Source organism: uncultured Veillonella sp. (genome assembly GCF_934230905.1).
In the GTDB taxonomy this organism is placed as follows: Bacteria; Bacillota; Negativicutes; order Veillonellales; family Veillonellaceae; genus Veillonella.
Map to the genome: position 1 here is coordinate 1 of NZ_CAKQFJ010000008.1, position 12,866 is coordinate 12,866.

At 36.5% G+C, this 12,866-nt stretch carries 8 protein-coding genes; all 8 read left to right on the plus strand.

Annotation, left to right across the window (positions count from 1 at the left end):
* Nucleotides 1-237: 237 nt before the first annotated feature.
* The 8 genes from Q0E20_RS03075 to Q0E20_RS03110 all read left to right on the plus strand — a co-directional run bounded on the left by Q0E20_RS03075 (nt 238) and on the right by Q0E20_RS03110 (nt 12,809).
* Nucleotides 238-1,578: a phosphodiester glycosidase family protein gene (locus Q0E20_RS03075; RefSeq protein ID WP_366509616.1), complete on the plus strand. Its 1,341-nt coding sequence runs from the start codon at nt 238-240 to the stop codon at nt 1,576-1,578.
* 85 nt (nt 1,579-1,663) lie between these two features.
* A complete protein-coding gene (locus tag Q0E20_RS03080; protein ID WP_295996139.1) occupies nt 1,664-1,948 on the plus strand; it encodes a biotin/lipoyl-containing protein in 285 nt (94 codons plus the stop codon).
* 11 nt (nt 1,949-1,959) lie between these two features.
* Nucleotides 1,960-3,945, plus strand: coding sequence for a SpoIVB peptidase S55 domain-containing protein (locus Q0E20_RS03085; protein WP_295996142.1), 1,986 nt, complete (start codon nt 1,960-1,962; stop codon nt 3,943-3,945).
* Between the two features lie 59 nt (nt 3,946-4,004).
* On the plus strand, nt 4,005-4,766 hold the full coding sequence (locus Q0E20_RS03090) for an ABC transporter permease (RefSeq protein ID WP_295996144.1): 762 nt from the start codon (nt 4,005-4,007) through the stop codon (nt 4,764-4,766).
* Nucleotides 4,767-4,790: 24 nt separating this feature from the next.
* Nucleotides 4,791-5,549 (plus strand): ABC transporter ATP-binding protein, encoded by a 759-nt coding sequence (locus tag Q0E20_RS03095; RefSeq protein ID WP_295996148.1) that lies wholly within the window; start codon nt 4,791-4,793, stop codon nt 5,547-5,549.
* Entirely contained in the window at nt 5,549-6,808 is a 1,260-nt protein-coding gene (locus Q0E20_RS03100) for an MlaD family protein (protein WP_295996152.1), read from the plus strand. Before Q0E20_RS03095 ends, Q0E20_RS03100 begins: the two co-directional genes overlap by 1 nt.
* 26 nt (nt 6,809-6,834) lie before the next feature.
* Nucleotides 6,835-8,325 carry a TolC family protein gene (locus Q0E20_RS03105; protein WP_295996155.1) on the plus strand — a complete coding sequence of 497 codons (1,491 nt, stop codon included), beginning with the start codon at nt 6,835-6,837 and terminating at the stop codon, nt 8,323-8,325.
* A gap of 194 nt (nt 8,326-8,519) precedes the next feature.
* Nucleotides 8,520-12,809: a translocation/assembly module TamB domain-containing protein gene (locus tag Q0E20_RS03110; RefSeq protein ID WP_295996158.1), complete on the plus strand. Its 4,290-nt coding sequence runs from the start codon at nt 8,520-8,522 to the stop codon at nt 12,807-12,809.
* Nucleotides 12,810-12,866: the final 57 nt, after the last annotated feature.

Here is a 12,866-nt window from a genome sequence, read left to right on the forward strand (position 1 = left end):
AAAACATTAGATGAAATGTCATCGTTGAGAGATACATTAGAGGATTTACAATAAAATGTTAAAAGCTGAGGTGAGATCTCACCTCAGCTTTTTTGAATTCTTAAGGAAAATAGTGTATACTACAAATAAATAGATTGCATAAAATCAATAATAAAGAATATATTCTATTTTGTTTAAAATGGAGAATATTTTTGAGTAAAGCTTTATAAATACTATATATTGCAAAGGAATTCAATGATGATACGCTTTAAAATAGCCGCTGTAGTGGCATCTATTATGGTAACAACTTCTGTTATTGCCTACGCAGGTGATTTGACTGCCGTACGAGTAGCAAATTATGATGGTACGAGTCGAATTGTTTTGGATATGACTGAACTGCCATTATCTTGGACTAAATCATATAATGCGAGCCAAAATGCCTTAACGTTAAACTTGGCCAATACAACTAATAAAATTGCAAATACGACTGAATATACAACGAATAAAATCGGTACATTACAAGGTATATCTTTTCAACCTACGAATAATGGATTACAGGTTCAATTATTAGCAAAACAAGCTGTTAATTATCATGCTTTCACCTTATCGAATCCCAATCGAGTCGTTGTTGATTTATTTTCTGATTATAGGCAAAAGACAACTAAAAATGTTAGTTCATCGATTCAGACAGCCCATATAAAAACTGTTGTTAATGAAGGAATGATTAATGCTTTTACGATGATTATTAATGGTGATAAACCTATGGTGCTAGCTAATGTAGTTGGAGGGAAACCGTTAGCATCTATTTCTCAGTCACACATTGCTGCTATTGGTTTATCCATACCTGGAAAGAGCTTTAATAAACCATATTCTGTTAGTGCTTCTGGAGAAGTAGATTTAAATCGAATTCAATCTGTTGGCATACTACGTTACACACCGAGTCGAGGATATTTTATAGAAGAAAAACGGCCGTTATTACAGGCTAAGACTGATAAGTCTACCTTGATTATTACCGCTGTAAATGGACCTCGTAGAAGTAATGCTCTTACATTATATACAGCTAGCTATGGTGAAAGTACAAAAACTAATGAGTATGGATATGAAGTAACGGTAAGTAATGGTAAGGTCTCTAAGGTTGGAAAGGGGAATTCAGCATTAGGGGCGAATCAATTTGTGCTATCAGCTCATGGTGAGGCTATACCATCATTAAAGTCTTTAAAAATTGGAACTCCTATTTTATTACAGCCGCGACCAGAATTGGCGAAGGTGAATACAGAGGGTGGTGCTATGATTGAAGGTGGAACGCTTGTTTTACATAATGGTAGTTATGTAGGACCAGAAAATTCTACTAATCATAGCCGAAGTTTTATAGGTACAACAAAAGATGAAAAACTTATTGTTGCTACCGTAGATAAACATAATGCTGCTTCTGTTGGCGTTACTCTTGAAGAAGGTGCTGATTTGTTGACATCATTAGGTGCTATTAATGGTTTTGAATTATCTAATCAGGGCAGTGTTGATGTAGAAGTTGATGGTCATTATGTTCATAAAGGTAATGAAATGCCGACTGCTTATGAAAACATACTAATCATTAAATGATGAATTGTATGCAATTTTGTTTGAAAAAAATCTAGATATTTAGTATAATAATCTCATGTATTCTATTGTAAAAGGAGGGATCGTTATGAAAAAGACTTTTTTAGCCTTAGCTGCTTTAACGGCATCGGGTATTACTTCTGTAATGGCGGCCCCTGTATCATACCAAAGTGTATTAACAGGTAAAGTTGCTTCTACTGTTGCTGTAGGCTCTTCTGTTACAGAAGGACAAACATTGGTAACTGTAGAAACATTGGCAGGCCCTATGGCGGCAGCTAAATCCACGGTGAATGGCACTGTGACTGCAGTTAATGTTACAGTAGGTTCAGATATTTCTCGTGATCAAGTCGTTGTCACTGTAGAAAGCAAATAAAGGAGATTAGAATGAAGTTTTCTCATTCTTGGCGTCGGTATAGAAAAACGATACTGGCGCTTTTCTTCTGTAGTGCTCTATCATCAGCTCAGGCAGTTGATTTTATGCCTGTTCAAGATGTACAGACTGGTATGGAAGGTATAGCAAAAACAGTAATAGTAGGGGACACCATATCGAATTTTAATGTCAAGGTTTTAGGTGTTATGAAAGATAAAGGCCCATCTGGACATTTAATTTTAGCAAAATTCTCTGGTCCTGTTATGGAACAGACCGGTGGTATTGCACATGGTATGAGTGGTAGTCCTGTATATATAAATGGGAAACTTGTCGGTGCTGTAGCGTATGGTTGGGGCTTTGCGGATGGCACTATTGGTATGATTACACCGATTGAAGATATGGTGAAATTATGGAATATACCATATGAAAAGAATTTGACTAATACTTGGTCAGATAAACAATTAATACCAATGAAGACTCCTTTGATGGCTTATGGATTTGATAGTACATCTATGGAGTATTTTAAATCAAAATTACCACAATACAATTACGAGACTTATGATACTGCTAGCTCTAGTAGTGATGATATTGCTAAACCATTAGAGGCTGGTGGTTCAGTAGCAGCTTTACTTGTTGATGGTGATTTGAAACTGGGTGCCATAGGGACCGTTACTTATGTTGATGGTAAACAAATGGTAGCTTTTGGGCATCCATTTTTAAAACATGGTACTGCTAACTATTTCATGCATAATGCAAACATTTTTACCGTTGTTAAAAGTTATGAGTCTGCTTTTAAATTAGGTTCTATGGGACGTGAAATAGGTACTGTTACAGAAGATCGCGGTGCAGGTATTGCGGGTGTTTCAGGAACTATTTCTGGTGGAATTCCTGTACGATTTCATCTAAAAGACCTTGATATGGGGCGTGATAAACAGTCTAATGTAAAGGTGATTGAAGATAAAGATATGACACCTACGTTAGCAGCTACAGCTTTATATAATATGTTAAATAAAACGTTGGATCGTAGTGGGGCTGGTACTGCTAAAATTACGTATACCATTACGCCAAGAAACGGGGCGCAAAAACCTTTAACGCGGACCAATATGTTCTACAGCTCTGAGTCTATTAGTGAGAAAACAGTTGATGAATTTTATAATGTTATAGATGTATTGATGAATAATCGGTTTATCAACTATGAAATTACAGATATAAATGTAGAAACAGAGGTAACACAAGACAAGAAAACAGCGAAACTAGTGGATGCATCTGCATCATCAACTATAGTTTCTCCTGGAGATACTATAGTAGTTGATGTTACATTGGAACCCTATCGTGGAGAAAAAATTAATAAAGAGGTTTTCTTTACAGTACCAAAAGATCAACCGTTGGGAAAATACACGTTAGAAGTTCGTGGTGGTGGTGAAATACCATTGCCTTATGTATTGGAAAAACAAAAATATAATTTAACTGATGAGGTGTTACGTCGTTTAAAAGTCTATAAAGATTTTAATGATTTGTTTGATGAATTGCAAAAGACTGATACAAATAATCAAATCGTAGTAGAAATTTTAGAAGATGGTATTAGTCTTGTGAATGAAGAAGCGTCGACGAGCTCTGTGAAAAAGGCAAAACTTCAGGGGGTTGAAGATAAACCTACTCCAGGGGACGTTAAGAAGAAAAAAGGTAGTGAAGACCTTAGCGATGGCAAGGACGATGAAAAGAAAAATGAAAAAACTGCTATCGATACTGAGTATATCGTACAGGGAGATGGTCAATTTACCATTCAGGTCGTGAGTGCGAAAGAACGTGATAAGGCGTTAGCTAAACGAGCAAAAGAGCAAGTTAAGATGGAACATAAATTAGAATTAGAAGATCAAGGTCATAAGAAAGATTCCAAGTCCACTAATCGTAAGAAGGATACATCTGTTAATAAACCGTCTAAGAATAATCCATCCAATGATAAACCAGTAAGCGACACTCCATCTGATGATAAACACTAGAATAATTAAAATATCTTAATCTGTAAATCACTAATAAACATACAGTAAGGAGGGGTGTTGTGAATTGGCTAGAGTTGATCGGCCGTAATGTTATAGTAGGATTATCCAATGTGGGCGCTGCTATATTATTAGTATGGCAGACTATAAAACAATTAAAGATGCTCAACACATGGCATGTAATACAACAGATGGCTCATTTGGGGGTGGATTCGCTACCTATCATCAGCCTTACTTTATTATTTGCAGGTGGAGTAATGACACTACAAATAACCGATGTATTGATTACTTATGGTGCACAGGGAACGGTAGGTGGACTCATGGCAGTAGCGATGGGTCGCGAATTGGGACCAATTCTTGTTGGGGTTGTATTAGCAGGCCGAGTAGGGGCTGCTATTACTGCTGAGATTGGTACGATGAAGGTTACAGAGCAAATCGATGCGTTACGTGTTATGGCTGTAAATCCTATTGGTTATCTTGTAGTCCCTCGTGTAGTAGCCTGTATGATTATGGTACCAATACTCGCTTTTTATGGCGTTGTCATTGGTATTGCAGGTGGATATTTTGTAGCTACTATAATTAAAGGGTTAGCACCAGAGACTTATTTAGATTCGATTCAAATGTTTTCGACTATTTCTGATTTTACATTGGGACTAATAAAATCCAGTGTTTTTGGTGCTGTTATCGCATTGGTGGGTGCCTATAAAGGCATGCATACAAAGATGGGCGCAGAGGCAGTTGGTTTTTCTACAACTAGTTCTGTTGTAACTAGCATTATATTGGTATTTGTGTTGAATTATTTTTTATCGACTCTACTCTTTTAACCGATTATCTCGAAAGAGGGCTTTATGATTGAATTACGTGATGTAGTTGTAGCCTATGACACACGTGTGATTTTAGATTCTGTTAATCTAACCATTGCGGATGGAGAAACACTTGTTATTTTAGGTGGTAGTGGTAGTGGTAAAAGTACTTTATTACGTCTACTGATAGGTTTACAACGTCCAACATCAGGTCAAATTATTGTAGATAATGTAGACATTACTACATTATCTGAAGAAGAATTTAATAAGGTTCGTCAAAAGATGGGTATGGTATTTCAGTATTCTGCATTGTTTGACTCTATGTCAGTTGGTGAGAATGTTGCCTTTGGACTGAGAGAACACACTCATTTGAGTAATGATGAGATTATGCATATCGTTAGTGAACGACTTGGTTGGGTTGGATTAAGCGGTTATGAATCATATATGCCTAATGAGTTATCTGGTGGTATGAAGAAACGCGTGAGTCTTGCTCGCGCCATTGCATTAGATCCAACGCTTATCTTGTATGATGAACCTTCGTCAGGTTTAGATCCTATTACATCGGGCACAATTAGCATGCTTATTCGAGGTATGCAAAAGCGATTGGGGTGCACCTCTATCGTAGTTACTCATGATATGCAATCAGCTTTTTATGTGGCTGATCGGATAGCATTATTAGATAAGGGGAAATTCATAGAAGTATCAAAGACAGAGGATTTTAGAAATTCAACAAATCCTAAGGTGCAAGGATTTATTCATGGTGAGGCGGAGACCATCGATATCGTAACAAGGAGAGACAGATAATGAAGTGGACTACGGAGGCTAAAGTAGGGGCTTTCACAATTGTAGGTGTTGTGTTGTTTGTATTGGGCATTATATTTGTGGGGCGCATAGATGTATTTGCAAAGCCTCAAATGACGATTACTGGTGATTTTGCTCAAGTTAATGGGCTGAAAAATGGAAACCAAGTTAAATTTTCTGGTGTCGCTATTGGATCGGTTTCCAATATTGAAATTACACCATCAGGTGTTGTAGTAAAAATGAAAATTGATGAGAAAACACAAATACCTAGTGACTCAACATTTTCGCTAGGATCTGATGGTTTCTTGGGGGATAAGTATATTCAGATATCACCTGGAAAATCTACGATATATCTACATGATGGAGACTCCGTAAAAGGTGAAGGTATTGATGCCATGGATAAAGCGATGCAAAGTGCTCAAAAGTTAATGGCTGGTACAGATCAAATGTTACAATCTATTAACAATATTATTGGGGATCCTAAAACACAAGATGCATTAAAACATTCTTTACAGTCTACAGCTGTAATGGCTGATAATGCCGTGGTAGTTACTCAAAATATGGCAGATGTAACGGCTCAACTTAATCAAGCAGCGCAGCAATTTAATGCTGACGGTAATGCTGGTAGTGATATGAGAGCTATCTTGACAAATATTAAACAAACAACGGAACGTGTTGATCATATGGCACGCTCCATGGAGGGGACTGTAACGGACCCAAAAGCACAAGAAAATATTAAAGCAACTTTGCATAATACAGAGCAAATTTCTGCTCGTGTCAATAAAATATTGGGTGGAAAACCTTATGCATCAGAATCAACTAATGACTCTTTGGAGGCAAATGGTTCTGGAAAAAAGTTGCCTATTAAAGTAGAACCGTCTGTGGATTTGCTTTATAATACAAATGAAAATGAAATACGCATCAATGGTCGAGCTCGTGTTTATACAAACAATGGTATGGGTGAGATTGGGCTTTCCAACATTGGTGATGGTAATAATTTTGATTTAAATGGCGGTAAATTTATCGCTCCTAAATGGTTAGTACGTGGTGGTATTTTTGAAAGTAATCTTGGATTTGGTATCGACTATAATCCAAGGGGTGCTTTTGGCATTTCTGCAGCTTTGTATGATTTGAATCATCCTAAATATCGACTTCGTTCTGATATACGCTTACATAATGATACATATGGTGTTGTGCAAATGACACGTCCATTTGGTTCTTCAAATGGAGGCACCTACTTTGGTATTAAACAAGTCTTTTAAAACACATATCGTGTGGAGGTATACGTATGAATAAGAAGGCCTTTTCTTTAGCTATGATATTATCGATGGCTACAACAGGCGCATTCGCAAGTGACGTTGTTTCTACATCTGTCAATAATGGTGATAAACTCACTAAATTTCAAAAAGAAGCAATTCAATTAACGCAACAACAATTAGCACAAAAAGCAGCTCAAGATGCACAAAAGTATGAAGTATCACTTAATTTAAATGAAGATAGTACTGTATCTCTTGCATTGGCTAATAACCGTACTGCCAAACAATCGTTATGGGATTATGAAGCAGCAAAAGCGACTGTCAGTGCTACAGCTGCTGGAAAAAATCCGAATATATCCTATACATGGCAAGGCACTCGTAATCACGGGGCTAATGCTATGACAGGTAGAATGGTTACTAGTAAAACTGGTCAACATAGCTTTACTATTAAGGCCCCTGTATTTAGTCCTGAATTAGATGCTAATATTGATAAATCTCGTTTTGCACGGGAAGGCAGTGGTGCAGCTTATGAAGAAGCACTCCAACAAGCTAAATACGATGCTATTAATGAATATTATTCTTTGATTATGTATCGCAATAAGACAGCTGTAGCTAAACAAGCTGTTAAGGATTATCAAGGTCATGTGGATAATGTTAAAGCACAGTATAATGTGGGCTTAGTCGCTAATTCAGATGTATTGGGGGCAGATACAAGTTTGTCAGATGCTCAAACAAATCTTGTAAAAGCAATGAATGCTGCTGATTTAGCACAAGCTAAGTTGAATCAAGTTATTGCATACCCTGTACAAACAGCTATTACCACAGCAGAGGAAAATTTACAATATAAACCATATGATGTATCTTTAGAACAAGTAAAAGCTTATGCTATGCTTCATCGTGCTGCTCTTGTAAAATCTGCTATGGCTGTGAAACAAGCTGAAGAAGGATTGAAGGCTGAAAAATCAGGTTATTTACCTACTGTAGGTATTGAAGCTGGTCGTGGTTATGCTGATCCTGATGGTTACTTTGGTATTAGTAGTAAATCTTGGCATATTGGTGCCTCTGCTAGCTGGAGCTTGTGGGATGGTGGTCAAACTCAAAATAAAATTAAGGTTGCTCAAGATACATTAGAAAAGGCTAAAGAAGCTAATCTTGCCGCTGTAGATATGGTAAATCTTGAGGTTCAACAAGCATATCTAAACTTGCGTGCTGCAGAACAAACAATTCAAAGTACACAAACTGCTGTTAATGAAGGACAAGAAAATTTCCGTATCGCATTACTTCGTTATCGAGCTGGTGTAGGTACGAACTTAGATGTTCTTGATGCAGAATTAAAGTTAACTCAAGCTCGTAATAATTATGTAGATGCTTTATATAGTTATAATGTAAGTATTTCAGCACTTGAACAAGCTGCAGGTGTACCTTTAGACACACCTGTAGGACAAGGTGCGAGCATTATTGCTAATAGCGGTGCTGTAGAACAACTAGCGGCATTGGCTACAGCTACGCCTACTAAAAAATAATTATAGAATAGTGAATATATTATATGTATAATAAGATGACGATTGCTATGGCAATCGTCATTTTTGTATCTTATGTAAGCAATAAAAATTGTTTTGATTTCATAAAATTTATGCATCATATACTATTGAAATATTATAGAGTATGGTAATATTGATGTATAAATAATCGTAATTTTTTAGGTATGGGGTTTCCTATGACACGGAAAAAATGGTGCCTTATTGGTGCAGCAATCTTGGGATTTGGATTGACTGGTATAGTCAGTTCTATTAATCCTATTGCAGAGCGATATGTAGCACCTTTAGTACAGGAACAATTACATAATACGGTAAGAGGCACGATTCAGTACGACTCCATGCATATTACTTGGAATGGGGATGTAGTACTGCAAAATGTAATACTACGAGATGAGAATAAACATTTGGTAGCCGCGGTTCCAACTTTGAATGTATCAATGAAATGGTCTTCTATTCCATCTGTTCTGATGGGGCATTCTAGTGGTGCTGCTGTTATCTCCACTATCACTTTAGAAAAACCGGATGTTCATGTGTGGCAACTTGCGGATGGTTCTTGGAATGTAAATTCTTTGTTAGAACCATCTTCACAGGGAGATAAGAAATCATTTGATGGAGATATTGTAGTTAACGATGCTACAGGCGTTGTTCGATTTAAAGATGGTAATGTACATAAGTTAACAAATTTGGACGGTGATGTGGCATTAAATCTTGATGGCATGTCAAAAGGTGCTTTAAATGGTATGTTAGATAATCATTCTATTGCACTTAATGGTTCTATAGATATGAATAAGATGGATAATTTTGCTCTTTTTGTACAAGCAGAATCTATCGATGTGTCTGGAATTATGAATCTTGCTCCTACTAATAAAAATGTATCTATAACATCTGGTGCTTTACATGATGTAAAAGTGCAAATTACAGGTCGTGATGGAGCGTATTCCATGTCTGGTAATTTAGCCTTTGATGATCTAGGTGGAACCTATAAAAATGGAACTACTACGTATCAAATTGATCATGGAAATGGGAAAATATTTTTTCAAAATAACCATATCTTAATCAGCCATAGTGGATGGCATATAAATGACCAAGCTGTTAAGATTAATGGTTTAGTAACACTTGGTGATGAAGTGGAATTAAATCTCGATGCCGTTGCTGATTCTGTAGCTTTAGAGGCTTTCACTAAAAATCAAATGGCTGGCACTGTAGGTGGTCGCGTTCATATTAGTGGTACTAGTATAAATCCGTATATATCAGGTACTGTAAAGAGCAATGCGATTTCTTACGATCAGTATCAAATCGATAGTGGAGAAGCTAATTTTAGTTATTCAGATGGTGTCGTTGATATCCATGAAGCTGCCTTGTACATTGGTAATGGTAGCGTAAAAGCAAAGGGGCAATATGGTATTGATACTGGTGAGTTTTCCCTTGATGGTACTATTCATAATGCTGAAATGGCTAATTTCACTCAAAATTTATCTACACCAGTAGCTGGTATTGTAAATGGTGAATTTGCTGTAGAAGGCAAGAATAGTGATATTACTTCTCTTAAGGGAAATTTGCTAGGTACAAATATATCTGTTCGTGGCGTTTCTATTGATTCTGCTCAAGTTAGTTTTACAAATTCGGGTGCTTTAACTAATGTAGCTGTGATAGGTTCAATAGGAAATGGTAAATTAAGTGGTTACGGTACAATTAATCATAATCAATTGAATTTATCTTTATCAGCTGACAATATAGATGCCTCTAATTTCTCAAGTTTTATTGGTGATAACGTTTCTGGTAATGTTACGGGGTATGCAACTGTCACAGGTAGTTTTGATAGTCCATCTGTATTAGGTAGCATTGCTAGTCCTGAAATTATCTATGGTGGAGCACGTTTTAATTCTATTAATGCTAGTTTTACAATTAAAGATCATATATTAGAGTTAATAAATACATCTATAGGTGATGGAGATGGAACTATTACTGTAAATGGTACACTTGATTTAGATTCTAAAGCTCTTAATATGAAAACTCGTGCAAAGGCTGCTCGTATAGAAAATTTAATTAGACCATTTTCTGATATTCCGCTTACTGGTTGGTTTGAATCTGAAAATGAAATTCGCGGTAATTTAGATAATCCATATATTAAAGGCTATGCTCATTTATATGATGGTTCTTATAATGGAAAATTAATTAGTGATGCCATGGCTGAGTATACCTTGGAAAATAAAGTTCTTACGCTACCTAGCTTTACGATTAAAGGGTATGGTGCGGTAATTAAAGGTTCTGGTACTGTTGCAGAATCTGCTTTAAATATTGATCTGGAAGGTAAAGATATTGATATTGGTAGATTGTTAGTCAATACAAATTATGATGTGAAAGGTTATGTACAGGCGAAGGGGCATATTGGAGGTTCTTTGTATAACCCTAGCTTTAACGGGTCAGTAACATCTAATTTTTTAACAATTAATGGGGAAGGTATTACCAATATATCTGGTACTTTGTATGCTGATAAAACGGTTGTTAATTTAGAAAAGTTTGAATTTGACGAAGAACAGGGCGGTCATTATATGACCCGAGCTGGTATGTCTTTAGTTGGTGATAAGCGCCTATTTGGTACATTGCAGGTTACTAATGGACGTGTAAGTAATCTTCTATCCTTGCTTGGCAAGCCTGTAGATAAATTGGATGGTTCTTTAAGTGGTGCTGTTGATTTAGGTGGTACCTATGATAATCCGAGTATTAGTGTAGTTGGCTCTATAAAAGATGTATCCATTGACAACAATGTGGTAGGGGATGCAAAGATTGATGCTAGCTTAGAAAATCGTAAATTTAAAATCCGTACTTTAAAATTGCCTGTTGATGATGGCCTTATTGCAGCTGGTGGTACTGTTGATTTAGATGGCGACGCAGACTTACAAATTGCCGTTCGAGACGTTGACGTAGAACCATTTTTACCTCTTATTGGTAATAATATTAATGCAACCGGTTCCGTTACTGGTGTTATCAATATAACTGGTGCTACAAAAAATCCTAAGGTCGAATTATCTGCTAGTCTTGCAAATGGTTCTTATAATGGAATTGATATTGATAAAGGATTCGTATTAGCGACTATGGAAAATCATGTAATCAATGTTCAACGTATTCAAGGTGTTAAAGGTGATTATAAGTTAAGTGCTTATGGTAAAATTCCATTAGAAGCATTGTATACGACGGGGTATGTTGACTCTCATGACTCTAAAGCAATGGATGTAACTATCGATTTTAATGAAGCCGATATGGCTGTTATTCCGCTTATTACACCATCTGTGAAAGAGGCTACTGGTGCTTTAAAAGGTGTTGTTCACGTGATGGGGACTGTTGATCAGCCAGAAGCTTATGGGACAGTGTCTGTACGCAATGGGACTATAAAGATAAAGAATATAGGCAATGAGATAAAAGATGTTGATGGAGATTTAATTTTCTCTGGACAACAAGTCGATCTTCAATCTCGTATATCTGCTGGTAAAGGCACTGCTGGTTTGGCTGCTAAAGTTAATTGGTCAGGACATACAATGACTAACTATCGAATGGCTATTCAATTAGATGGCCTTGATGTAGCTAATGAATATATATCTGGTCCATTGCAAGGTGAGTTATATATAGCTGAAAAAAATGGTATCCCAACGCTTATTGGTGATTTGAATCTAGAGAATATGAAGTTTAAGATTCCACTTTCTCTAGAGACAAGTGAAAGTGCACGTAATCTTGGTATTGATGTTAATGTACATGCTGGTAAAAACGTACGCCTTTACGATCGGTCCTTATATAATATGCAAATTAGAGGAGATGTCCATTTTGGTGGATCTGTATTTGAGCCTACTTCTAGTGGGCAGTTTAATGTAGTCAGTGGTACTTTCAAATATTTAAGTCACACGTTTGATATTACAAAGGGCACTGCGACTTTTGCATCTGGATCGTATTTACCTATGCTTCAACTTGATGCGGAAACTAATGTAGGTACCTATAATATTTATCTTGGTGTAAAAGGTACTGTGGATCATATGGACTTAACACTTAAGTCTGAGCCAGTGCTATCACGTAATCAAATTATTTCTATGTTAACATTTGGTCGTGGTGAACCATCGAATAGTAGTACAATTACAAATGAGGATGCCAATGCTTTGGCCGTAGCAAGTGCACAAATGTTTGCTTTTGGTTATGTACAAGATGCGGTGCAAAATGCGTTGGGATTAGATCGTGTTAATATTACTACGGGGGCTATTGATCCTAATGAGCCTACAAGTAAGGAAACGGCAGGAAATTATAATATTGAAATTGGTAAGTATGTGTTACCAAGAACAATGATTACCTATACACAAGGCCTTAATAATAAGCAAAATAAATATGGTATTGAGTATTCGTTGAGACGAAATGTTAAGTTTAATGCTTGGCATACATCCCAAGGTAGTACGTACATTGGTGGTCGTTGGACACGAGAATTCTAATCATGATGACTATAATGAAGAAACCGAAGAAGGGCCTTCATTATAGTCATTTTAATT

Coding starts and splice junctions, on each gene's coding strand:
- Q0E20_RS03080 (WP_295996139.1), top strand. CDS start 1,664: ATGAAAAAGACTTTTTTAGCCTTAGCTGCTTTAACGGCATCGGGTATT.
- Q0E20_RS03105 (WP_295996155.1), top strand. CDS start 6,835: ATGAATAAGAAGGCCTTTTCTTTAGCTATGATATTATCGATGGCTACA.
- Q0E20_RS03095 (WP_295996148.1), top strand. CDS start 4,791: ATGATTGAATTACGTGATGTAGTTGTAGCCTATGACACACGTGTGATT.
- Q0E20_RS03110 (WP_295996158.1), top strand. CDS start 8,520: ATGACACGGAAAAAATGGTGCCTTATTGGTGCAGCAATCTTGGGATTT.
- Q0E20_RS03100 (WP_295996152.1), top strand. CDS start 5,549: ATGAAGTGGACTACGGAGGCTAAAGTAGGGGCTTTCACAATTGTAGGT.
- Q0E20_RS03085 (WP_295996142.1), top strand. CDS start 1,960: ATGAAGTTTTCTCATTCTTGGCGTCGGTATAGAAAAACGATACTGGCG.
- Q0E20_RS03075 (WP_366509616.1), top strand. CDS start 238: ATGATACGCTTTAAAATAGCCGCTGTAGTGGCATCTATTATGGTAACA.